19 protein-coding genes are annotated in these 22,514 nt (G+C 65.0%); 4 read left to right on the forward strand and 15 right to left on the reverse strand.

Going from position 1 to position 22,514, the window contains the following annotated elements:
• Nucleotides 1-64: 64 nt before the first annotated feature.
• The 3 genes from panD to FAZ21_RS01550 all read left to right on the forward strand — a co-directional run bounded on the left by panD (nucleotide 65) and on the right by FAZ21_RS01550 (nucleotide 3,601).
• The gene (gene panD, locus FAZ21_RS01540; RefSeq protein ID WP_136771510.1) at nucleotides 65-448 is read left to right on the forward strand and encodes an aspartate 1-decarboxylase; all 384 of its coding nucleotides are present in this window, start codon (nucleotides 65-67) and stop codon (nucleotides 446-448) included.
• A 232-nt stretch (nucleotides 449-680) separates the two neighbouring features.
• Complete coding sequence (locus FAZ21_RS01545) at nucleotides 681-2,546, forward strand: M60 family metallopeptidase (RefSeq protein WP_169307204.1); 1,866 nt, start codon at nucleotides 681-683, stop codon at nucleotides 2,544-2,546.
• A gap of 158 nt (nucleotides 2,547-2,704) precedes the next feature.
• A complete protein-coding gene (locus tag FAZ21_RS01550; RefSeq protein ID WP_136771512.1) occupies nucleotides 2,705-3,601 on the forward strand; it encodes a carbohydrate kinase family protein in 897 nt (298 codons plus the stop codon).
• 53 nt (nucleotides 3,602-3,654) lie between these two features.
• On the opposite strand, the gene FAZ21_RS01555 is transcribed toward FAZ21_RS01550, so the two are convergent.
• The 15 genes from FAZ21_RS01555 to FAZ21_RS01625 all read right to left on the reverse strand — a co-directional run bounded on the left by FAZ21_RS01555 (nucleotide 3,655) and on the right by FAZ21_RS01625 (nucleotide 20,744).
• Nucleotides 3,655-4,905: an EAL domain-containing response regulator gene (locus tag FAZ21_RS01555; protein WP_136771513.1), complete on the reverse strand. Its 1,251-nt coding sequence runs from the start codon at nucleotides 4,903-4,905 to the stop codon at nucleotides 3,655-3,657.
• Nucleotides 4,902-6,029, reverse strand: a complete 1,128-nt coding sequence (locus FAZ21_RS01560) for a protein-glutamate methylesterase/protein-glutamine glutaminase (RefSeq protein ID WP_444542042.1) — start codon at nucleotides 6,027-6,029, stop codon at nucleotides 4,902-4,904. The genes FAZ21_RS01555 and FAZ21_RS01560 overlap by 4 nt, the downstream gene beginning before the upstream one ends.
• Before the next feature lie 5 nt (nucleotides 6,030-6,034).
• Nucleotides 6,035-6,550 (reverse strand): chemotaxis protein CheD, encoded by a 516-nt coding sequence (locus FAZ21_RS01565; RefSeq protein WP_136771515.1) that lies wholly within the window; start codon nucleotides 6,548-6,550, stop codon nucleotides 6,035-6,037.
• Entirely contained in the window at nucleotides 6,550-7,371 is an 822-nt protein-coding gene (locus FAZ21_RS01570; RefSeq protein ID WP_136771516.1) for a CheR family methyltransferase, read from the reverse strand. The genes FAZ21_RS01565 and FAZ21_RS01570 overlap by 1 nt, the downstream gene beginning before the upstream one ends.
• A complete protein-coding gene (locus FAZ21_RS01575) occupies nucleotides 7,368-7,883 on the reverse strand; it encodes a chemotaxis protein CheW (RefSeq protein ID WP_136771517.1) in 516 nt (171 codons plus the stop codon). The genes FAZ21_RS01570 and FAZ21_RS01575 overlap by 4 nt, the downstream gene beginning before the upstream one ends.
• 112 nt (nucleotides 7,884-7,995) lie before the next feature.
• A complete protein-coding gene (locus FAZ21_RS01580) occupies nucleotides 7,996-9,747 on the reverse strand; it encodes a methyl-accepting chemotaxis protein (protein WP_136771518.1) in 1,752 nt (583 codons plus the stop codon).
• Nucleotides 9,748-9,944: 197 nt separating this feature from the next.
• The gene (locus FAZ21_RS01585) at nucleotides 9,945-10,484 is read right to left on the reverse strand and encodes a chemotaxis protein CheW (RefSeq protein WP_136771519.1); all 540 of its coding nucleotides are present in this window, start codon (nucleotides 10,482-10,484) and stop codon (nucleotides 9,945-9,947) included.
• 10 nt (nucleotides 10,485-10,494) lie between these two features.
• Nucleotides 10,495-12,129, reverse strand: a complete 1,635-nt coding sequence (locus FAZ21_RS01590; protein WP_136771520.1) for a methyl-accepting chemotaxis protein — start codon at nucleotides 12,127-12,129, stop codon at nucleotides 10,495-10,497.
• A 2-nt stretch (nucleotides 12,130-12,131) separates the two neighbouring features.
• On the reverse strand, nucleotides 12,132-14,321 hold the full coding sequence (locus FAZ21_RS01595) for a chemotaxis protein CheA (RefSeq protein WP_136771722.1): 2,190 nt from the start codon (nucleotides 14,319-14,321) through the stop codon (nucleotides 12,132-12,134).
• Nucleotides 14,322-14,553: 232 nt separating this feature from the next.
• Nucleotides 14,554-14,871, reverse strand: a complete 318-nt coding sequence (locus FAZ21_RS01600) for an STAS domain-containing protein (protein ID WP_136771521.1) — start codon at nucleotides 14,869-14,871, stop codon at nucleotides 14,554-14,556.
• 338 nt (nucleotides 14,872-15,209) lie between these two features.
• Nucleotides 15,210-15,578: a response regulator gene (locus FAZ21_RS01605; protein WP_018748185.1), complete on the reverse strand. Its 369-nt coding sequence runs from the start codon at nucleotides 15,576-15,578 to the stop codon at nucleotides 15,210-15,212.
• Nucleotides 15,579-15,745: 167 nt separating this feature from the next.
• Entirely contained in the window at nucleotides 15,746-16,846 is a 1,101-nt protein-coding gene (locus FAZ21_RS20995) for a methyl-accepting chemotaxis protein (protein ID WP_136771522.1), read from the reverse strand.
• A 339-nt stretch (nucleotides 16,847-17,185) separates the two neighbouring features.
• Nucleotides 17,186-18,634 (reverse strand): ATP-binding protein, encoded by a 1,449-nt coding sequence (locus FAZ21_RS01615; RefSeq protein WP_136771523.1) that lies wholly within the window; start codon nucleotides 18,632-18,634, stop codon nucleotides 17,186-17,188.
• 39 nt (nucleotides 18,635-18,673) lie between these two features.
• Nucleotides 18,674-19,390 carry a response regulator gene (locus tag FAZ21_RS01620; protein WP_136771524.1) on the reverse strand — a complete coding sequence of 239 codons (717 nt, stop codon included), beginning with the start codon at nucleotides 19,388-19,390 and terminating at the stop codon, nucleotides 18,674-18,676.
• 130 nt (nucleotides 19,391-19,520) lie between these two features.
• On the reverse strand, nucleotides 19,521-20,744 hold the full coding sequence (locus FAZ21_RS01625) for an ABC transporter substrate-binding protein (RefSeq protein ID WP_136771525.1): 1,224 nt from the start codon (nucleotides 20,742-20,744) through the stop codon (nucleotides 19,521-19,523).
• 427 nt (nucleotides 20,745-21,171) lie between these two features.
• On the opposite strand from FAZ21_RS01625, the gene FAZ21_RS01630 reads away from it, so the two are divergent.
• Nucleotides 21,172-22,416 (forward strand): ABC transporter substrate-binding protein, encoded by a 1,245-nt coding sequence (locus FAZ21_RS01630; RefSeq protein ID WP_136771526.1) that lies wholly within the window; start codon nucleotides 21,172-21,174, stop codon nucleotides 22,414-22,416.
• The last annotated feature ends 98 nt before the right edge of the window (nucleotides 22,417-22,514 follow it).

Raw genomic sequence — 22,514 nt, forward strand, 5'->3', positions numbered from 1 at the left:
CCGGCACTTGGCTTTTCGGGTCAACGCCTTATACTCACGACTTTTTCCGGCGGAGGCTCTCGCCATGCAACGCTCGATGCTCAAATCCAAGATCCACCGTGTGACGACTACGCACTCCGAACTGCATTACGAAGGTTCGTGCGCGATCGATGAAAACCTGCTCGAAGCCGCCAATATCCGCGAGTACGAACAGATCCACATCTGGAACATCGACAACGGCGAGCGCTTTTCCACCTATGCGATCAAGGCCGCGCGCGGCTCGGGCATCATTTCGGTGAATGGCTCCGCCGCCCGCCGCGCCCAGGTTGGCGATCTGCTGATCATCGCCACCTTCGCCGACTACAACGAAGCCGAACTGGCCAACCACGCACCCTCGCTGGTCTACGTGGACAAAGCCAACCGCATCGCCAATACCAAGAACGCCATTCCGGTGCAGCAGGCCGCCTGATCCCTGTCTGCCCGTCAGAAAAGGCCGCCTCGCGCGGCCTTTTTTATTGCCCGCGCCTCACTGCGTTACATTTTGCCCAGCCGCATGAGTGGTTGCTGATGCATGACATGTGGCGCCTGCAAACGCAATCACCGCTGGTACCATGCAGCGTCCGCCTCCGGAATACTTACAAACACTGTGGAGGCGACGCGGAGATCCATGGAGCGCCATCCCCCCGAGGAGAGTGGTCCCCATGAAAAAAATCAATCGATTGAAAGTCTTGGTAGCAGCCAGCTCGCTGCTACTCGCCATGCCAGGCTGGGCCCTCGCCCCTGCCTGGGACAACCAGCGCATCTATGTGGCGGGTGATACCGTCAGCTACCAGGGCAAGGAATGGAAGGCCAAGTGGTGGACGCGCGACAATATCCCCGGTGCTGAACAATGGGGCCCGTGGGCCGTGCAGGCCGCAACCAGCCCGACCCCCACGCCGACCACTGCTCCTATACCGACTCCCACGCCGACCCCCGCGCCGGCGCCAACACCCACGGTAGCCCCCCCCGCGCCGGCACCCGCTCCTGCCGCACAGTATCCGGCCTGGGATGCCAGCCACATCTACGACCTGCCCGGCAACCTGGTGAGCTACAACGGCAGCGTCTATCAGAATCAGTGGTGGACGCGCGGCGACAACCCTGCGCAGTCCGGCGCCTGGGGTGTCTGGCGCCTGGTCGGCTCGACCACGCCTACCCCTGTTCCCACCCCGGCACCGACCCCGAACCCCACGCCGGTTCCAACCCCGCAGCCGACCCCCGTTCCGACCCCCACGCAGAACCCCACGCCGGTGCCGACGCAAGTGCCGACGCCGGTTTCCGATATCGTCCCCAGCCGCCAGCTCACGCTGGAGCAACCGGGCGATCCCGCCACGCTGCCTGCGGCGCAGTTGCGCAGCTTTGATCACACGCCGCTTCAGTCCACCGGCTACTGGGTGCAGGCCGGCGATGTGCTCGTGGTCAGCTACCACTACACCGGCACCGCGCCCAGCCGCGTGCCCGAAATCTGGCTGCACAGCATCGACGACAACACCTGGGCCTACAGCACCGCGCAGAAGGTGAAACTCAATGTCGGCAGCACCACCATCACCGCCAGCAAGACCGGCGCGGTGTATGTGGCGGTGTTCAACAATCCCACCGGTGGCGAGATGAAAGTGGAACTGGTGTCCGGTGGCCGCGTGATGCCGCGCTTCGTGCTCGGCCAGCACAACGCCACGCAATGGCAGCAGATGCTGGCCAATTACGGCAACGCCCCCTACGCCGAACTGGTCGGGCGCCGCATGATGGTGACCGCAACCCTCGCCAAGGCCCGCAAGCACGTGGACGACCCGGTGAAGCTGATGACGCTGTGGGATGAAGTCGTGCGCCTGGAAGACGAACAATACGGCATCACACCCGACAAGCCGTGGCCGCACAATAGCACGCCGCACCGCTTCCACTTCGTGGAGCTGCCTGGCCAGAACATCTGGCTCTATTCCTGGCAATACCGCATGGCAGCCGACTCGGCCGATGCCGCGATCAGCACCGTGCTCAACAGCGAAGTATTGCGCACCGGCGGCTGGGGCCCGTGGCACGAACTGGGCCACCAGTACCAGATATCCAGCTTCACCTGGGACTCCGATACCGAGGTCACGGTGAACCTGTCGTCGGCCTATGTGCAGCGTGCGCTGGGCAATGCCTCGCGCTTCGAAACGGACGGTGTCTGGACCAAGGCCTTTGCCTGGCTGGCTCAGCCGACGAGAGACCTGGCCCAACAGGACAACGTGTTCATCCGGGCTTCCATGTTCTGGCAACTGGACCTGACCTTCGGCCCCGATTTCTATGCCAAGGTCGGCACCAACTACCGCAACATGCCCGTGGCGCAACGCCCGAAGATCGATGATCAGAAGAAGCAGACCTTCATCGTCGAGGCCAGCCGCGCCGCCGGCTACGACCTGACGCCGTTCTTCCGCCAATGGGGCATGCCGCCCTCGGTCAACACCACGACCACGTTGCAGGGCATGGCGCTCAAGCCGCTCACCCAGCCGATCTGGCTCAACCGCGACACCAACGTCGCCTACAAGCTCTATTGATCGAGCCGTAGCAAGCAAAAACCCGGGCGTGGTCGGCCCGGTTTTTTGCTGCCCGCCGCAGCACCAGACCCGGCAACGGCGCAAGTCGGGCGATGGCCCGATGGCTGGCGGCCAGCGCATACTTCACGATCACAGCTTGTCAGGCAGAAAGGATCATCATGAGTACGCGATTTGTCGTCTTCGGCGAAGCCCTCACCGACTTCATCCGCGAGGAAGGCGCGCAATGGCGCGCGGTAGCAGGCGGCTCATGCTGGAACGTGGCGCGGGTGGGCGCGCGGCTGGGCGTAGGCACCGGCTTCGCCGGCGCCGTCAGCCGCGACGTGTTCGGCGACGAACTGGCGCGATTGAGCGCCGAGGCCGGGCTGGACCTGCTCTTCCTGCAACAGGTGGCCAAATCACCCTTCCTCGCCATCGTGCCGTCCAGGCACCCGCCCAGCTACTTCTTCATCGGCGACGACAGCGCCGACCTGCACTTCGACCCCGCGCGGCTGCCAGAGGGCTGGCTGGACGATGCGCAAACGGTACATTTCGGCTCGATCAGCCTGGTGCGCCAGCCGCTGGCGGGGCAACTGCTGACGCTGGCCCGGCAGGTAAAGGCGGCCGGCCGCGCCATCTGCTTCGACCCCAACCACCGCGACCTGATGGACGAGCACTATACGTCCACGCTGAAAACCATGGCCGGCCTCGCCGACTACATCAAGATTTCGGATGAAGACCTCGCCAAGCTGTTCCCCGGGCAGGACGCCGCCCAGGCCCTGGCCACGCTGCGCGGCTGGGCGCCGGGCGCACAGATCCTGTTCACGCGCGGCGGCGACGGCATGACCTTGCTGACCGCCGACGGCGCCTACAGCCGCCCGGTATTTCCAGTAACCGTGGCCGACACCGTGGGCGCTGGCGATGCCAGCATGGGCGGCTGGATGACCTCGCAGCTCACCCGCCCCGACGCCCCACCCGCCGCGCACCTGGATTTCGCCGCCGCCGCCGCGGCACTGGCATGCATGCACCACGGGGCGTATGCGCCGACACGGGAGGAAGTGGAACGCCTGCTCGGCTGAAAGCCTTTGCCGGCATTCACGCCGATAGCGTCAGGGAGCTGGCTTTCCAAACCCTACTCCCGCCGATGCACCCGCCCCTCGCGCAGCGCCCGCAGATGCTGGGTATGCGCGCGCAGCCACGATGGCAGGTCGTCACCGGGCATCGGCTTGGCGATCAGGTAGCCCTGGCCCAGCGCACAGCCGAAATCCTGCAACAGCCGCCAGTCCTCCACCGTTTCCACCCCTTCGGCCACCGTCACCAGATTCAGACGGTTGGCCATGTCCAGCGCGGATTGCAGAATCACGCGCAGGTGATGGCGGTCGGCGGCGCCACTGACGAAGGAGCGGTCGATCTTCAGTTCGGTGAATGGGATGCGCGCCAGTTGCTGCATCGACGAAAAGCCGGTGCCGTAGTCGTCGATCGACAGACCGAAGCCTTTCAATCGCAGTCTGGCCAGCGTGCCCAGCGCGGCGCCGAGATTGGCCACCACTGAGCTTTCGGTGATTTCCCACACCACCTGCTCGGCTGATAATGCGTGGTGTTCCAGCAGGGTGGAAGCCTCGCCGACGAAGGATTCGGAGTCGAGCAACAGCGGCGACAGGTTGATCGCCACCCCCAGACGCAGGCCGCTGCGGTTCCAGCGTGCGGCCTGGGCACAGGATTGCTCGGCGATGGATAGCGTCAGCGCGTGGATCAGCCCGCCCTGCTCCGCCATCGGGATGAAGTGATCCGGCGCGATCATGCCCAGGTCGGGATGCAGCCAGCGCGCCAGCGCCTCCACCCCTTTGACCACGCCGGTGCGCACATCCACCTTGGGCTGGAAGTAGGGTCGGATCTGGTTCGCCGCCAGCGCGTCGCTCAGCTCCGGAAGGCCCACCGCCGGCCGCTCGTTGGCGGGGCGCGCCGGGGCCTTGATACCGTGGCGCTGCAAAGCGGCCGCCAGTTGCGCCAGGTTGAGCGGCTTTTGCAGCGCGGCCAGCACGTGCAGGCCCAGAGCCTGCGACATCGTTTCCACCGAGTTGATCAGCGCGCTTTCGCGGCTGGACGCCACCACCAGCGGAATCGTCACGTCGCGGCGTTGCAGTTGCTGGATCAGCTCCACACCGTCCATCCCCGGCATTTCCAGGTCGATCAGCAGCACGCTGGGTTGTTCGGGCAGGTGCGCCAGCAGTTCCAGCGCCTCCACGCCGTTGCCGGCCTCGTGGATGCGCCCCAGGCCCAGCTCGCGCAGCAAGTGCACCGCGTGGTCGCGCTGCACGCGGCTGTCATCCACCACCAGCACCGAATGGACGCCCCAACTGGCCATGTGCAGATCGGGGCTCATCGGGCGTGCCGCTCGATCAGGCCGGCGATCCGGTCCAGCGGCACCACCTCGGTCACGCCGCCCATCTGGATCGCCTCCTTGGGCATGCCGAACACCACGCAGCTCGCCTCGTCCTGCGCGTAGGTGGTCGCCCCGCTGTCGTACATTTCCCGCATTCCATGCGCGCCATCGTCGCCCATGCCCGTCATGATGAACCCCACTGCGTTGCGTCCTGCCGCCTTGGCCACCGAGCGGAACAGCACATCCACCGAGGGGCGGTGCCGGCTGACCAGCGGGCCTTCCACCACTTCGACGAAGTACTGCGCACCGCTGCGCTTGACCACCAGATGTCTGCCGCCGGGCGCGATCAGCGCGGTACCGGCGACGATGCGATCGTTATGCGCGGCCTCGCGCACCTCGATCCGCGACAGGCCGTTGAGCCGTGCCGCGAAAGTCCGGGTGAATTGCTCGGGCATGTGCTGCACCACCACCAGGCCGGGGCTGTTGGGCGGCAGCGCGGTCAGCACCACCTCCAGCGCCTGCGTACCGCCGGTGGACGTCCCCAACGCCATGATCTTATCGGTGGTCGGCAGATGATTGCCGTGCCGGGCAGTGGGAGCCTCCAGGATCGCATCGGCGCTCAGCTTGGGCGCGGCAAAGCGATCCTGCATGGCCGGATCGACCGGGCGGCGCGCCTCGGCGCGTGGCGGCGGCGTGGCCGCCGTGCTGGCGGTGGCCGTGCCGCGAAACCGGCCCAGCCGCGCCTGCGAGGCGCCACGGATCGCCGTCACCAGATCGGCCGAGCTGTCCTGGAGAAAATCCTTCAGGCCGATGCTGGGTTTGGTGATGATGCCCAGCGCCCCGGCCGCCAGCGCGTCCATGGTCACCTCGGCGCCGCGCTGGGTCAGCGTGGAGCAGATCACCACCGGCGTCGGCCGGATCGCCATCAGTTGCTTGAGGAAGGTGATGCCGTCCATGCGCGGCATCTCGATATCGAGCACGATCACGTCCGGCCAGTTGGTCTTCATCTTCTGCATGGCGAAGATGGGGTCCGACGCGGTGGCGATCACTTCGATATCGCGGTGCCTGCCCAGCACTTCCTGCATCACTTGCCGCACGACGGACGAATCGTCCACGATCATCACTTTGATCAAGGGTTGCCTCCGCCATTGGCCGATGAAAAGCGCGGCGGAGTGCCCAGCAGCGGATAACCGCGCCGCACCCAGACGTCGCCCTGGCCCAGATCCACCCGCAGGTAGCGATAGCCCACGCCGCCCAGATCGCTGCTGAGCAACGGAATCTCGGCGTCGTGCAGCAGTTGCTCGGCGTAGCGCGCATTCGATTCGCCCACGCCCTCCACGACCTTGCTCGATTCGAATACGCGCGCGCCGCCGAACAGCTTGGCGTCGAAATCGCCGATCGCGCAGCCGCGCCGTCGCGCCTGTGCCAGCAGCAGCCCGAACGCCTCCGCACCATAGCGGCCGTCCTGCGCCTTGCTGCCACGGCCGTGGGTGATCCGCTCGGGCAGCAGGAAATGACACACACCGCCCAGCGCGCGCGCACGGTGACGCAGCACGATGGCAACGCACGATCCCAACAGCGTTTCGACCATGACCTGGCCCTCGCCGAAATACAGTTCACCGGGATTCAGATAGATCCTGCGCATCACAGCGGCTTCCGATAGACCGACGGCACCACGGTTTCCAGCGCCACCGGCATGCCATGCAATGATTCGGAGTGGCCGACAAAGAGATAACCGCCAGGTCTCAGGTGACGCACCACGTTGTTCACTACGTTGATCTTGGTCTGCAAATCGAAATAGATGATCACGTTCCTCAACAGCACCAGGTCGAACGGCCCCAGCCGCTGCGGCAGCGCCGTCAGGTTCAGTTGCGAGAAGGTGATGCGCTCGCGCAGCGGCTTGCTCACCAGGAACTGCCCGGTGTACTCGCCCTGGCCGCGCAGGCAGTAGCGCTTGAGGTAATCGGGTGGAATCTTTTCGCCGCGCGCCATCGGATACAGCCCCCGCCGCGCACGCGCCAGCACGCGCTGGCTGATGTCGGAGCCGAAGATGCTCCAGTCGCGTTCGCCCAATTGGTCGTGCAGCAACATGGCCAGGCTGTAGGCCTCCTCGCCGCTGGAACTCGCAGCACTCCACACGCGGAACGGCTGGCTGGACGGCCACTGCGCCAGGATGCGCTGGCGCAGGAAGTCGAAATGCTTGGTTTCGCGGAAGAAGTAGGTTTCGTTGGTGGTGACGAGATCGATGGCGTACTGGCGCTCGCGCTCGCCACCCGGCCCCGCGATCAGCCGGTGGTAGTCGCGAAAGCTGGCCAGCTCCAGTTCGGCAATGCGCTTGGCCAGCCGCGCCGCCACCAGCGCTTTCTTGCCCTCGGACAGATGCAGGCCGATGTGCTGCTTGAACAGCGCCTGGAACAGCTTCAGTTCCTCGGCGGTAAGCGTGACGGGGGGCTGGGCGACGATCACGGCTGCGTCTCCCGGGGCGCCGACGCCAGGCCAGCCAGCGCGGCGAGGTCGTCCAGCGACAGCGTCTGCCGCAGGTCGAGCGCGATCACGAAGCGCGTTTCGGCGCGGATCAACCCTTCGACGAACTCGGCGCGGATGCCGCCGACCAGCGCCGGCGCCGGTTCGATCTCGCTCGGCTCCACCGTCAATACTTCATTCACTGCATCGACCAGCACGCCCAGCGGCGGCATGTCCTCCGAATCGGCCAGCTCCACGATCACCACACAGGTACGCCGTGCGATGCCGGTGCGCCCCCGACCAAAGCGCACCGCCAGATCCACCACCGGCACCACCGCGCCGCGCAGGTTGAGCACGCCGCGCAGGAACTCCGGCAGCAAAGGGATTTCGGTCAGCCCGGTGAACTCGATGATCTCGCGCACCTGCGCCACCGGCAGTGCGAACTGCTCGCCGGTGAGGGAGAAGCTCAGGTACTGCCGGGTGGTGGCCGATTGGTCGAGGCTGGCATAGGTCATGGTCGAGGCCCGTTAGCGAATCTGACGATGGATCGGCTGGCGACAGGGCACCCGGCCCGGCCGGGTGCCCGGGATCGGGGCGAGGATGGCTGGCTGGCACATGGCGTGATCCTCAGAAGTGGCCGAAAGCCAGGTCATCGATTTCACCTTCGTCGTCCTGCTGCGCGGCGCGCGCCATCGGTGCCACGCTCTTGGCCGGGCTGCGCCGCTTTTGCGCGCGCCCACTCACCGGTACGCGGAAGAAGCCGATCAGCTCCTGCAATTGCGCGGCCTGCGCGCTCATTTCCTCGGCGGTGGATGACAGCTCTTCAGCGGCGGACGCGTTGATCTGCGTGGTCTGCGCCAGTTGGCCGATAGCGGCATTGATCTGCTCCAGCCCGCCCGCCTGCTCGCGCGAAGCGGCGCTGATTTCCTGCACCAGGTCGGCGGTCTTGCGGATCGACGGCACCATCTGGTCCAGCAGGTGGCCGGCGCGCTCGGACAGGCTGACGCTCTCGTCGGCCACCGTGATGATCTCGGATGCCGCCACCTGGCTGCGCTCGGCCAGCTTGCGCACTTCGGCCGCCACCACGGCGAAACCCTTGCCATGCTCGCCGGCACGCGCCGCCTCGATGGCGGCGTTCAGCGCCAGCAGGTTGGTCTGATAGGCGATGTCATCGATGATGCCGATCTTGCTGGCGATCTGGCGCATCGCCGCCACGGTCTGCCGCACCGCCTCGCCGCCCTGGCCGGCGTCGCCCGCGCTCTGGCTGGCCATGCCGTCGGTAACGCGCGCGTTCTCGGAATTCTGCGCCACGGTGGAAGTGATCTCCTCCACCGCCGAGCTGGTTTCCTCGACATTGGCCGCCTGCTCCGATGCGTTCTGCGACAGGCCCTGCGCCGACGCGGAGATTTCCTCGGACGCCGATGCCAGCGAGCCGGCTGCGGTGTTCACGTCGCTGATCACACTGTTGAGCCGCGCGACCATTTCGCGGATGTGATACAGCATGCTGATGGTATCGCCCGGCTTGACCGGGACCTGCACCGTGAGGTCGCCGCGCGCCACCTGCTGGAGCACCTGGGCCGACTGCCGCAGGTGCTCGATCATCTGCGCGATGCTGGCAAGCATGCTGGTGGTGTCGCCTTCGCGCACCTTCACGTTCAGCGAAAGATCACCTTCCGCTACACGGCCCATCACCTTGACTGCCTCATCCGGCTCGCCACCGACCTGGCGCGTGATCAGCCGCGTCAGCGCCAGCCCCATGACCAGCGACAGCAGCAATGCGCCACCAATGGTGATCAGCGTGGTGCGCCGCGCTTCGGCCAGTTGCGTTTCGCTGTGCTGGTTGGCCAGTGCCGCCTGCTTCTGGTTATGCGCGCTGAGCGCGCGCAGGGTGCGGTCCACGCGCTCGATGGCTTCGCGCAGGCTGCCGTTCACCAGCACAGTGGCCTCCTCGCGCTGCCCGGCGCGCATCAGGTCGATCGCGCGCTGCGTCTGTTGCAGATACGGTTGCAGCAGGCTCTTGAATTCATCCCGCATGGCCTCTTCCTGCTCGTTGGCCCGCGTATTCAGGTAAAGCGCCCAGTTCTTCTCAAAATCGGCCAGGTAGTGTTCGCCGCGCTGGACCGACTCGTTGAAAAGCTGCGGGTTGTCCATCTGCGACAGCAGCCGCACCGTGGCGCGCCCGTGGACGACGATGGAGACATTGGCCTGCGCCAGATAACTGATGCCCAGCAGATTGTTGCGATAGACGTTGCGGGCGTTGGCGCCCACCTCGTCCATGTTCTTCAATCCCCACCAGCCGACGCCCAGCGTGAGCATCGCGGCGATGAGGAAGGCGCACAGCAATTTGACACCGAGTTTTAAACGCATGAACCAGCCCATGGGATTCTCCTGACCGAGCGCCACCGGCCGCCGCGCCCAGCATTACGCTGCCGCACCGTCCAGGTGGCTCACATTCCGCCCCCGCGGTCTCCCGACTCCCAAACCGGACAGGCCATTGCACCTGGTCCGGGCTTCTCCCTGACGATCCGACGTTGCCGCGTTCTCTCCGGAAGCGTTCCACCGCGATCGACGTATTTCTATTCGGCCGTGACGGCCCCCGCCTCGGCCGCCACACCGATCAGCGTGGCCAGTTCCTCCACCGACAGCACCAGGCGGATGTCCAGCGCAATGACGAAGCGCTGGTCCAGATTGATCATCCCTTCGATGAATTCGGCACGGATGCGCGCGCCGAACGCCGGACGCTGCTCCACCTGGCCCGGCTCCACCGTCAGCACTTCGTTCACCGCATCCACCAGCACGCCCAGCAGCAGCATCTGGCCTTCCTGCTCCACCTCGATGATGACGATGCAGGTGCGGCGCGCGATCTCGGTGCGCTCGCGGCCGAACCGCACCGCGAGGTCGATCACCGGCACCACCGCGCCGCGCATGTTGATCACACCGCGCAGGAAGGCGGGCATCAGCGGAATCTCGGTCATGCCAGCAAACTCGATGATTTCGCGGATCTGCTCGATCGGCATGGCGAACAGTTCGCCGCCCAGCGTGAACGTCAGGTACTGGCGGCTCACGCCGCGTTCGGCCAGCGCGGAACTGCCGGCCGGAGTGGGATAGTTCGACATGACTGCAACCTCAGAATCGGGTGAACGACGCTTCGTCCACGCTGTCATCGTCCCGCCGCATGCGCGGTGCGGCCGAAGCGCGGCGCGGGGCCGCGCGGCGGCTGGCCGGCGCGTCGCCGGACGGTGCGCCGTCGATGCGGAAGAACTGGATCATTTCCTGCAACTGGATCGCCTGCGCACTCATTTCCTCGGCAGTGGACGACAGTTCCTCGGACGCGGATGCGTTCATCTGCGTGGTCTGCGCCAACTGGCTGACCGCGGTGTTGATCTGGTCGAGGCCCGAGGTCTGCTCGCGTGAAGCAGCGCTGATTTCCTGCACCAGGTCGGCGGTCTTGCGGATCGACGGCACCATCTGGTCGAGCAGGTTACCGGCACGTTCGGCCAGCGTGACACTGTTGCCGGCCACGGCGCCGATCTCCTGCGCGGCCACCTGGCTGCGTTCGGCCAGCTTGCGCACCTCGGCCGCCACCACGGCAAAGCCCTTGCCATGCTCACCGGCGCGCGCCGCCTCGATGGCCGCATTCAACGCCAGCAGGTTGGTCTGGTAGGCGATGTCGTCGATGATGCCGATCTTGTCGGCGATCTGGCGCATTGCGGCCACCGTCTGCCGTACCGCGTCACCGCCCTCGCCCGCATCGGTGGAGCTCTTGCTGGCCATACCGTCGGTGATGCGCGCGTTTTCGGAGTTCTGCGCCACGGTGGCGGAGATTTCCTCGACCGAAGCGCTGGTCTCTTCGACGTTGGCCGCCTGTTCCGATGCGTTCTGCGACAGCGCCTGCGCCGACGCCGAGACTTCCTCGCTGGCGGAGGCGATCGAGTTGGCCGCGCCACGCACGTCGCCGATCACGCTGGTCAGCCGCACGATCATCTGCTGCATGCTGTAGAGCATGCTCGACTCGTCACCGCCGCGCAGGCGCACATCCACCCGCAGGTCGCCATCGGCCAGGCGTTGCAGGATGCGCACCGCGTCGGCCGGTTCGCCGCCCACCTGGCGCGTCACCATCCGAGCCAGCAGCACGCCCAGCGCCACGGCCACGGCAAAGGCGATCAGCACCACGGCAATGGTGGTGTTGCGCACGTTGTCCACCATCCGCTGGTTTTCCTCGTTGGCGACCTTCGCCTGCTGTTCGTTGTCCTGGGCGATCAGCTCGAATACTTCGTCCATCTTGCGCATGTGCGCGCGCAGGTCGCCGTTGGCCAGCGTCAGTGCCTCGGGATGGCGGCCTTCCTTCACCAGCCGCAATACATCGTCGGTCAGGCGCAGGTACTCGCCGAATAGCCCGTCGAGCTGGATGCGCAGCTTGGCCTCGTTCTCCGAGGGCCGGGTGGCCATGTAGAGGTCCCAGAATTTCTTGTTGTCCGCCAGGTAGCCATCAGCGCGCTTGAGGGTGGCGGCGTATTCGTCCGGCTGGTCAAGCTGGGTCATCGCGCGGACGATGGTGCGCGAATGCAGCACCTGCGCCAGATTGGCACGGTCCAGGTTGGCGATGCCGACCAGATTGATGCCGTAGATCTCCTCGGCGCGATGGCCGATCTTGGTGGCATTCATCAGCCCCCAGCCGCCGATCAACAGCGTCAGCAGCGCGCACAGGAAGAATGCGCTCAGCAGTTTGGCGCCGAGGCGCATGTTGGAAAACCAGCCCATGTTCAATTACCCCCTGTCTGTTCGGGCGTTGTAGTGGCCTGGCCATGCCAGGCCAGCGCTGCCTGTGCCCTGGAGGCGCGCTGGATGAGGTTGGGGACGTCGAGGATCAGGGCGACACGACCGTCGCCCAGGATGGTGGAACCGCTGATGCCGCGGACCTGGTTGAACAACTGGCCCAGCGGTTTGATCACTGCCTGGAACTCGCCCATCAGCCGATCGACCACCACGCCGGCACGGTGCTGGCCGTACTGCACCACCACCAGGCTTTCGCGCACGCCGTCGGCCGGCGGCAGGTCGAACAGTTCGCGCAGCCGTAGGAACGGCAATGGCTCGCCGCGCAGCTTGACGATGTTGTGCCGGGTGTCGTGCCCGCCGACATCGACGCATTCGATCACCAGTTCCAGCGGGATGACGAAGGTGGATTCGCCCACCATCACCTGGAAGCCGTCGATGATGGCCAGCGTCAGCGGCAGACGGATGCGCACGGTGGTGCCCTGCCCGGCGCGCGATAGGATTTCCACCTCGCCGCGCAACGATTCGATGTTCTTCTTCACCACGTCCATGCCCACGCCGCGCCCGGACAGGTTGGTGACGGTTTCGGCGGTGGAGAAGCCCGCCTCGAAGATCAGGCGGAACACTTCGCTATCGCTCAGGATCTGGTCCGGCTGCACCAGCCCGCGTTCGATGCCTTTCTTCAGGATGCGCTCGCGATCCAGCCCCTTGCCGTCGTCCGATACCTCGATCACGATGCTGCCCGACTCGTGGTAGGCATTCAGCCGCAGCGTGCCACCGGCCGGCTTGCCGGCATCCACCCGCGCGGCGGTCGATTCGATGCCGTGGTCCATCGCGTTGCGCACGATGTGCATCAACGGGTCGGACAGCTTTTCCACCATCGATTTATCCAGCTCGGTATCGGCGCCAGTGACGACGAGCTGGATTTCCTTGCCCAGTTCGCGCGAGATGTCGCGCACCACGCGCGGAAAACGCTGGAACACCTCGCCGATCGGCACCATGCGCAGCGTCAGCGCGGCATCGCGAATCTGCTCCACCAGCGTGGACAGCGCCTGCGACACTTCTTCGAACTGCGGGTCCTTCTGCTTGCGCGCCAGCAGGTTGGTGGCGGCGCCGGCAATCACCAGTTCGCCCACCAGATCGATCAGCGCATCGAGCTTGTTGACCTCGACCTTGATGAACTTCTGTTCCTGGGCGCGTTTTTCCTCGCCTTGCTTCTGCTTGGTCAGCGCGGCGGCGACCACCGCCTGCGGCACCATCTCCTGCTCGACGAGCAAGGTGCCGATGGGCTTGGCCGGCACCGGCTCGGCGGCCTGCCGCGCCAGCACGGTTTCCAGCTCGCCCGACGTCAGCGCGCCACCCTTGACCAGGATTTCGCCCAGCCGGCCGGCCGGCTCGGGCAAGGCGCCGATCAACGAGATGTACTCGGCCACCTTGCCATGCGGTGGCAGGATGCGAATATCGCTGTCTTCGCGCACGAACTCGAACACGCCTTCGATGGTCTGCCGATCCACCTCGCTGGCGAAATCGATCTCGAAGCCGAGATAACAGCTTTCGGCGTCGAACTCGTCGGCGGCCGGCATTGCATCCGGTAGCGTCACGATATGGACGATGCGGCCCAGCGTGCCCAGATAGCGCAGGAACGACATTGGGTCCATGCCATGCCGCAGCACATCCTGCGAAAAACGCAACGATAAATGCCAGTTGTCGCTGCTGACCGATTCGCCGCTTTCCACTTCCACCTGGCCAGCGGGCTCCGGCGCGGCCTGGCGCACAGTGGCGACCTGCGCCTTGGGTTCGCCCAGCAACGCGTTGAGGGCATCCTCCAGCCGCGCGCGACGTTCGGGGTCCGGCTCGATGTCCTCGCGGCGTGCCTCGATGGCATCCACCAGTTCGGCGATGTAGTCGCTGCATTCGAGCAGCAGCGCCATCAGCGGCTGGTCCAGCGGCAGCGTGCCGTTGCGCACACGGTCGAGCATGCTTTCGGCGATGTGAGTGAAACTGACGATGCGGTCGAAGGCAAACAGCCCGGCCGAGCCCTTGATGGTGTGTGCCGCGCGGAAAATGGCATTGATCGCCTCCGGGCTGGCGCCTTCGGCTTCGATTTCGAGCAGCGCGTTTTCCATTGCCGCCAGCAGTTCGCGGGCTTCCTGCACCAGCGCATCGCGCGCCATGTCCATATCCACGGTCTGTCTCCTCGGCCCGATTCCGGTTTGTGGCGGCGAACAAAACCCTGCTGACGGCATCGCACGCGGGCACCAAGCTTCGCGTGCCGTACGCCTCGACTACCTGCGTTTCGCGCTCCTTGCCGGGCCGCCACGCGGGGTTTCATCAACCGCTCTTGATTCCTGCTGCGCCCTGCGGGCGTCTCGTGTTGTGCCGGGCGCCGCTCGGCGCCCCCCAGCAGGCGCGTCAGGCGCCCTTGGGCATCAGCACCGGATCGCCCAGGGCGCCGGTGAGGTCCAGCAACTCCAGCGCGGCCAGTACCGCGCCGCTATGCCCGCCGTAGCTGACACTGCGCCCCAGTCGCGCCGCTTCGCGCTTGAGCAGCAACAGCAACTGCACCCCGGCGGTGTCGATGTCCTCCACCTCGCCCAGATCCAGCGCCAGCGTGTCGGCATGCGCCAACGCCGCCAGCAGCTCGTCCTTCAGTGCCGCGGCATGCATCACCGTCAGCTCGCCGTGCAGCCGAAAGGCCCCGGCTTCGTTTTCATGCGGCGTCAAAGGCATCTCGTCCCCTCTCCTCTCCACATCACCATGCTTCTCGCGGCGAACCGACCCGCGCCGCTGGCGCGAAACCCTCGCACACCGGCGCCAACAGGCGTGCGGATCAAGCGGTACTTACGACTTCGATCAGATCGGCGCGCCATCCCGCAAACCCACTGTGCGGCGCATCCGGTTCCCAACCACGCTCACCGAAACCACCGCACGAGCACCACGAGGCGCCCTCGCGGCGGGGGAGTGGAATCAATCAACAAATGCCGCTGCCGGTACACCACCGCCCGGACGCGCCCGGCCCCGCCGGGGTTTGCAGCCATTCCGCCCCGCAGCAGGCACATTCATGGAAGCTACGGCATCACTAACTTCGCCACCGCATCCAGCAGAATCGGGGGCTGGAACGGCTTGAGCACCCAGGCACGCACGCCGGCAGCCTTGCCTTCCTGTTTTTTGGTCTCGTCGCCTTCGGTGGTCAGCATGATGATCGGCGTGAACTTGTAGCTCGGCAGTTGCTTGGCAGCCTTCACGAAGCTGATGCCGTCCATGTTCGGCATGTTCACGTCGGAGATGATCAGGTTGTACTTGCGGCCATCCAGCTTGCCGAGCGCGTCGCGGCCATCGCTGGCCTCCACCACGTCGTAGCCAGCGCCCTTGAGCGCGATGCCCACCGTCTGCCGCAGACTGAACGAGTCGTCCACCACCAGAATGGTCTTGCCCATCGTTTCTTCCTCTTTTCACCCTGACTCGAAAGCACTTCATCAGGCGGTCTGGTTTCCGGAAAAACCGGTTTCTCTTCCCGCCAGCCCGCTATGGCAAGGGCGCTCAGCCTGGCGGGAAAACGGGGGTCGTTATCGCGCCACCGCAAGTCGCCGTTTTGTGGCGACGCTCAGAAAAACTCGACCTGCGAACTGGCCACCTTGGCCCGGGCCTTGCCGACGTGCACCTGGCGTTGTTCCATCGTGGTGTAGGTGCGTTCCAGTTCGGCCAGCCATTGCTGACGGGCCGGCAACGCCGCGCCGGACGACAGCACGCCGGCCAGCTTGTCCATGTCCTTTTCAACGTGTTCCAGGATCTGGCTCACCCGATCCTGGAATTGCAGATTCACCAGTACGTCCTGCACTTCCTGCTCCACCGCGCGACTTTCGCTTTCCAGTTGCGACACGGTTTGCGACAGGCCGTCGGCAGCGGTGCTGAAGTGCTGCATCACTTGCCCGATCACGGCCTTGGATTCGCCGATCATCTCGGCTTCGTCGGCCGACAGGCGCTGGGCCGACGCCAGCGCGCCGGCGATGGTGACGTTGATCGAATCGACCTTGCCGCGGATGCGCTTGCCGGTTTCGCCCGACAGGTTGGAGAGCTTGCGCACCTCGTCGGCCACCACGGCAAAGCCCCTGCCCGACTCGCCGGCGCGCGCCGCTTCGATCGCGGCGTTCAACGCCAGCAGGTTGGTCTGGCCGGCGATCTCGCCGACGTCACTGGCCATGCGCTTGAGTTCATCGTTGAACTGGCCCAGGCCCTCGATCTCGCGCAGCAGCATTTCGCGGGCGGAGAGCACCTGTTCCAGCGAGACCACGATGCGGTCCAGCATCTCGCCCGATTGCTGGATCACGCCCAGCATCTGCGAGTTCTGGCCGCCACCGCCGCCGCCCAGCGTGCCGGACAGACGCTGGCTGATACCGGCAAAGCGCATGGCGAGCGCGTCGATGGCTTCGCGGGTCTGACCGCGCGCCAGATCGACATGGCGATGCCATAGCGGCAGCACGTCGCGCACCAGTTCGGCCAATGGCGCTTCGGGCGGGGTTTCGGGTTCGATCCTGGTTTCGATCAGCGGAGGTGGCGCGGCGGTCAGCCCCCAGCCAAGGGCGATCAGCACCCCCGCGTTGACAACGCCTGCCGCCAGGCCAGCAACCCAGGAATCTGACAGCAGAGTGAAAGCAGTGCCCTGCAAGAAGGCGAGCAATAGGAGGGATGCGCGTGGGAACGTCATGCTTACGACTCACCCTTTCGAAACGACTTGTTTTTGGTTTTTCCGCTGCGTTTGAAACAGCAGTGGATTCCTAGCGTAGTAATAATTTTTGGTTATCTCAAAAACTTTTATTCCGAATTGTCTGCTGGGCAATTCGACAGATGCTGGAGTAACGCGCATCAATGCCATGTCAATATCATCAAATTCTGATTCAGTTGACAAGTGCTGGTTATCAGTCGGACGGGAAAAAAGACCAGCGGCGGGAATGCCGGGCAAAAGAAAAGCCGGTGGAAAACCGGCTGTTGGATACGCTGGACATTCAGCGGAAATCGTTGTAATCGCGACGCAATTTTGTCAGTTTTACAATGCCTCGCCGATCAAAAGCACCCGGGCGACGAAACCGCCGTCAGGATGGTTGGCCAGTAGCAGGTCACCGCCGTGCGCGTGGATGATGTTGCGGGCAATGCCCAGGCCAAGGCCCATGCCACCCTGGTTGCTCTGGCGGCCATGCTCAAGCCGCACATACGGGTCGAACAGCGTATCCAACGCTTCGTCCGGCACGCCGGGGCCATAGTCGCGGATGGTGAGTTCGACGGTATCGCCGTGTTCGGACAGCAGCACTTCGGCACGGCCGCCGTATTTGATGGCGTTGTCGATCAGGTTGCTGATAGCACGTTTGAGCGCCAGGGGCTTGGCTACCACCGTGACCGCGCCGCCAGCGAATGCCACTTCCTTACCGGCCAGCTTGGCGTCGGCCGCCAGCCGTTCGATCAGCAGATCCAGCCGCACGGCGGTGCGGTTTTCGTGGATGTCCGCATCCTTCACGCTCTGCAGCGCGCCCTTGACCATCAGCTCCAGTTCGTCCAGATCCTCGTGGAAGTCGGCCCGGGTGGCATCGTCGTCCAGCAGTTCCGTGCGCAGCTTGAGCCGGGTGATCGGGGTGCGCAGGTCGTGCGAGATCGACGAAAACAGCCGCTCTCGATCATCGATGTAGCGCTGGATGCGCGCCTGCATGGCGTTGAAGGCACGCGCGGTCTGAACAAACTCGCGGCTACCCGATTCGGGCACCGGCTCGGTGCGCGCCCCCTGGCCGAAACTCTTGGCGGCCGCCGCCAGTTCGGCCAGCGGTCGCGTCAGCCAGCCCACCACCGCCAGCGACAGCAGCAGCACCGCCAGCAGCGTAACCAGTTGCAAGCCGATGCGGTCCAGCGTGATCGGATCGGCGTTGTCCAGGAAGTATGGGTCGGGCATCAGCGCCGCCAGGTAGACCCAGCCGGCCGATTCCAGCTCGGCCTGGATCACCAGCACCGGCGCCGGGCGTGGGCGGACGATCAGCGTGTGCTGCACCCAGTCGTCCGGCAGGTCCTGCAGGGTGACGCCGTCGTCGCTCACCGGCAGGCCGTCGGGCCAGGCAAAGGCGACGCGATAATCGACCAGCCGGGGCAGTTCCTCGCGCAGCGTGGCACGCACGGTGTCGAGCACGGCGCGCGACAGCTCGGTCTCCGCAATCGGTGTGACCGGCACGGGCCCACCGTTGACGTTGACGTAAAAGCGCGTGCCGCCCATTTCGCGCAGTTGCTCGATCAGCAGCGGACGATAGTTGGTGGGCAAGCTCTTGAAGAAACGGATCGCCGATGCGGCGCTACCGCCCAGATGATGCGCCGCCTCGGTGGCTTCGCGCTCCGATTGCTGGCGAATCTGCTGCGCCCAGATCAGGTTGGCGATCAATTGCGCCACCAGCACGCCCAGCACCATGACGATGGTCAGCCGCCCCAACAGCGAACGCGGCATCAGACGCGCGATCAGCATGAGGAGTCCGTGGCGGCGTAGGCGAAGTCAAAGGCAGATTCAAACATGGCCAACCACCACGTCAGCGGAAAAGACATAGCCACTGCCGCGTACGGTCTTGATCAGTGCGGCCTGGCGACCGTCGTCGTTCAGGCGCTGGCGCAGACGGCTGACCTGGACGTCGAGCGAGCGGTCGAGCGGGCCCAGGTCGCGACCGCGCGTTTCCTCGGCAAGCACGTTGCGGTCGAGCACGGCGCCAGGATGTTCGAGGAAGTACTTCAGCAACTGGAAATCCAGCCCGGTGAGCTTGACCTCTTCGCCTGCCGGGTCGGTCAGCGTGCGACCCACCACGTCCAGCACGAAGCCCTGGAAGCGGTAAAAGCGCGGTGGTGCGGCACTATCCTGGCCAGTGCGGCGCTGGATCGCCTTGATCCGCGCCAGCAGTTCGCGTGGGTTGTATGGCTTGCCCAGGTAGTCGTCCGCGCCCAGCTCCAGGCCGACGATCTTGTCGGTGTCGTCGGCGCTGGCGGTGAGCATGATGATGGGCACGCTCGATTGCTTGCGCACGTGCGCGCACAGCGCGAATCCATCGGTGTCGGGCAGCATCACGTCGAGAATCACCAGCGACAGCTCGTCACGGTAGCGCTCGAACGCCTGCATGAAGCTGGCCCCATCCTGCGCCAGCCGCACTTCGAACTGGTTTTTCTCCAGATACGCCTTCAACAGCGCCCGGGTCTTCTGGTCATCGTCGACGATGAGGATTTTGCGGAGAGTCATGGGATTTTTGACGGGAAGGGAGAAAAGAGAAGAGGGAAGGGAAAAAGCCGAAGTGCCTGTGTGGTTGGGATGAGGATGCTGTGGCCTTTACTCTTCCCCCTTCCCTTTTCCCCCTTCCCGGTTTTCATAGTCACTTCAGCGCCTTGCTGATCGCGGCCAGGCGACGCTGTACTTCGGTGGCGGGAATCTGGTCTTCGCTGAAGTAGCGATGAACCTGGGCGATGATCGCATCCTTCATCCCTTCGTCCGTCGCCATGCGATGAACGATGCTGGGGGCCTGCACCGCTTCGCCCTGGCCGAAGGTCTGCCAGCTCTGGCGCGAACAGGGGTCAAGCTGCGCGGGGTCGATGTCGCGGCGCACCGGCACCGAGCCTTTGATACGGTTGTAGGTCAGTTGCACCGGCACGCTGGCAGCCAGGCGGGCGAAGGCTTCCTGCTGGCGTTGCTTGCCGTAGTCGTCGGACAGCATGGCGAAGGTATCGACGCTGTACAGGTGCATCCCGGCGGTGCCGGGCACGGCGGCACAGCCGAAGTGGCGATCCACCTCCAGGCCAAAACTGTTCAGTTCGCCGCGCGCCCAGTCGCCCATTACCCACATGGCAGCGTCGCCCCGGGCAAAGCCGCGCGCCATTTCGTCCCAGCTTCGCTGCGCCAGCGGCTGCGGCATCCAGCGCTTCAGGCTGCGCAGACGCTCCAGCGCACGCCGCACGCGCGCATCCAGCCAGTCGTTGGGATCGCGCTGGCGCAGCAACTGGCGATAGAACGCCGGCCCGGTTTCGGCCAGCAGCAGGGTTTCGAACAGCGTGGCGACCTGCCATGGTTCGCTGCTCTGCGCCAGTGGGGTGATGCCGGCGCGTTGCAGGTGCGCGGCAACACGCTCGAACTCGGCCCAGTTGCGGGGCGGCAGCAGGCCGAATTCGGCGAAGACTTCGGGGCGGTAATACAGGTTGTTGATGCGATGGATACCAACCGGCACCGCCACCACATGGCGCTGGAAGCGCGACAGCTTCCAGACGGTGGGAAAGAACGCGGTCTGCCAATCCTCGTCGGTGGCCACGTCGTCCAGCTCCAGCAGTAATCCGAGCTGTGCCCAGTCGCCGATGGTGGGGCCAATCAGTTGCGCCACGTCGGGCGCATGGCCGGACAGCACCCGGCTCTTGAGCACCTTGAAGGCGCCGACGCCCGCGCCGCCGGGAATCGCCGCATCACGCCAGGTGATCTGCTCCCCGGCCAGCGCCGTTGCCAGGCTGTTGGCCGCCTGGCGTTCGCTGATGGATGTCCACCAGTGCAGTACGTCCAGCGTCTGCGCCGCATGGGCGCTTGCCGCCACCCACAGCAGCGCGCCCGCTACCATGCGGTGCCATCCCCTGCCGCCCCGCCCTCGAATCATTCTCATCTGCGCCCCCGCGAATCGGGGCGAGCATAGCGTAACCGCTCCCCCACATTTGTAACAAAGCCTTGCATTTTCTTGCCCAGTCTTGAATCGCCGATGCACGCGCAACGCGCGTGAAACGCCGGCGCGGCGCGGCGCGCTGGCCCGAGGACGGTGCCGGATTGTAAAGAACTGCAATCGGCCCGGCCTCACCACACAAAAATATTCCTTTTAAATCATTTAATTAGAAATATCGAGGCGTGACACATGCTGCGTTGGTGTCACGAAAAAGTGGGTGGTACGGTGCGAGCGTCCCGAAGAAGACGGCGTCTGGAGCGCTGTCCGGGGTGGCCGGGTCAGGGGCTGTATCGCGTACCCGGCACTTATCAGGATCTGAGGAGATCGCTACATGAAGAACATCCGCTTGACCCACGGCGCGCTGATCGCCGCCATGCTGGCCGCTGGCGCCGCCCATGCCGGCACCCTGACCATCGAATCCTGGCGCGTGGACGACAAGGCGCTGTGGGAAGACGTGCTGATCCCGGCGTTCCAGAAATCGAACCCCGGCGTGCAGATCAAGTTCTCCCCGACCGCGCCGACCGAATACGATTCCGCCCTGCAAGCACGCCTCACCGGCGGCAGCGCCGGCGATCTGATCACCTGCCGCCCGTTCGACAAGTCGCTCGACCTGTACAAGAAGAACTACCTGGAAAAACTGGACGGCAAGGCCGGCATGCAGAATTTCCCGGCTTCGGCCAAAGTGGCATGGCAGACCGACGACGGCAAGGATACGTTCTGCATGCCGATGGCCTCGGTGATCCATGGCTTCTTCTACAACAAGAAGATTTTCAAGGATCTGAACCTGCAACCACCCAAGACCGTGGCCGACTTCCAGAAAGTGGCCGAAGCGGTGAAGAAGGCCGGCAAGACCCCGATCGCGCTGGGTACCGCCGACCAGTGGGAATCCAGCCAGATCGTGTTCACTGGCATCGGCCCCAACTACTGGAAGGGTGAGGAAGGCCGCAAGGCGCTGATCTCGGGCAAAGCCAAGTTCACCGATCCGCAATATGTGGCCGTGTGGGAAGAAATGGCCAAGTGGGCGCCGTACCTGGCCAAGGGCTACAGCTCGCAAACCTATGGCGACACGCAGAACCTGTTTGCCAGCGGCCGCGCCGCCATGGTGCCGGCCGGTTCGTGGGACATCGGTTACTACAACCAGCAAGGCGTGGACTTCGGCGCCTTCCCGCCGCCGGTGCAGAAGGCTGGCGACAAGTGCTACATCTCGGACCACACCGACCTGGGCATCGGCGTAAACCCGAAATCCAAGAACAAGGGCGACGCCTACAAGTTCCTGCAATGGGTGGGCAGCCAGGAATTCGCCGATCTGTACACCAACAAGGTCACCGGCTTCTTCTCGCTGTCGAACCATCTGATCGCCGTGAAGGACCCGGTCGCCAAGTCGATGATCGACTGGCGCAAGACCTGCGGCTCCACGATCCGCCTGAACGCGCAGATCCTGAACCGCGGCGAGCCGAACATGGAAACCGAACTCTGGACCGTGAACAGCGCGGTGCTCAACGGCAAGATGGCCCCGAAGGCCGCCGCCGAGCGTATCCAGAACGGTCTTTCCAAGTGGTACAAGCCGGGCAAGTGATCGGCACGGCGCCGGCCTGACCGGCGCACCGATCACCCCGGCTGGCATGGGGCCGCTTCATCGGGCGCCACCGGCACCGGGGATGAAACCACCGAGCA

The organism is Chitiniphilus eburneus (assembly GCF_005048205.1).
Taxonomy (GTDB): Bacteria; Pseudomonadota; Gammaproteobacteria; order Burkholderiales; family Chitinibacteraceae; genus Chitiniphilus; species Chitiniphilus eburneus.

Coding starts and splice junctions, on each gene's coding strand:
- FAZ21_RS01575 (WP_136771517.1), bottom strand. CDS start 7,883: ATGACCTATGCCAGCCTCGACCAATCGGCCACCACCCGGCAGTACCTG.
- FAZ21_RS01625 (WP_136771525.1), bottom strand. CDS start 20,744: ATGGTAGCGGGCGCGCTGCTGTGGGTGGCGGCAAGCGCCCATGCGGCG.
- FAZ21_RS01595 (WP_136771722.1), bottom strand. CDS start 14,321: ATGGACATGGCGCGCGATGCGCTGGTGCAGGAAGCCCGCGAACTGCTG.
- FAZ21_RS01565 (WP_136771515.1), bottom strand. CDS start 6,550: ATGCGCAGGATCTATCTGAATCCCGGTGAACTGTATTTCGGCGAGGGC.
- FAZ21_RS01630 (WP_136771526.1), top strand. CDS start 21,172: ATGAAGAACATCCGCTTGACCCACGGCGCGCTGATCGCCGCCATGCTG.
- FAZ21_RS01545 (WP_169307204.1), top strand. CDS start 681: ATGAAAAAAATCAATCGATTGAAAGTCTTGGTAGCAGCCAGCTCGCTG.
- FAZ21_RS01590 (WP_136771520.1), bottom strand. CDS start 12,129: ATGGGCTGGTTTTCCAACATGCGCCTCGGCGCCAAACTGCTGAGCGCA.
- FAZ21_RS01555 (WP_136771513.1), bottom strand. CDS start 4,905: ATGAGCCCCGATCTGCACATGGCCAGTTGGGGCGTCCATTCGGTGCTG.
- FAZ21_RS01550 (WP_136771512.1), top strand. CDS start 2,705: ATGAGTACGCGATTTGTCGTCTTCGGCGAAGCCCTCACCGACTTCATC.
- FAZ21_RS01605 (WP_018748185.1), bottom strand. CDS start 15,578: ATGGGCAAGACCATTCTGGTGGTGGACGACTCGTTCAGTCTGCGGCAG.
- FAZ21_RS20995 (WP_136771522.1), bottom strand. CDS start 16,846: ATGACGTTCCCACGCGCATCCCTCCTATTGCTCGCCTTCTTGCAGGGC.
- FAZ21_RS01580 (WP_136771518.1), bottom strand. CDS start 9,747: ATGGGCTGGTTCATGCGTTTAAAACTCGGTGTCAAATTGCTGTGCGCC.
- FAZ21_RS01600 (WP_136771521.1), bottom strand. CDS start 14,871: ATGCCTTTGACGCCGCATGAAAACGAAGCCGGGGCCTTTCGGCTGCAC.
- FAZ21_RS01620 (WP_136771524.1), bottom strand. CDS start 19,390: ATGACTCTCCGCAAAATCCTCATCGTCGACGATGACCAGAAGACCCGG.
- FAZ21_RS01615 (WP_136771523.1), bottom strand. CDS start 18,634: ATGCTGATCGCGCGTCTGATGCCGCGTTCGCTGTTGGGGCGGCTGACC.
- FAZ21_RS01585 (WP_136771519.1), bottom strand. CDS start 10,484: ATGTCGAACTATCCCACTCCGGCCGGCAGTTCCGCGCTGGCCGAACGC.
- panD (WP_136771510.1), top strand. CDS start 65: ATGCAACGCTCGATGCTCAAATCCAAGATCCACCGTGTGACGACTACG.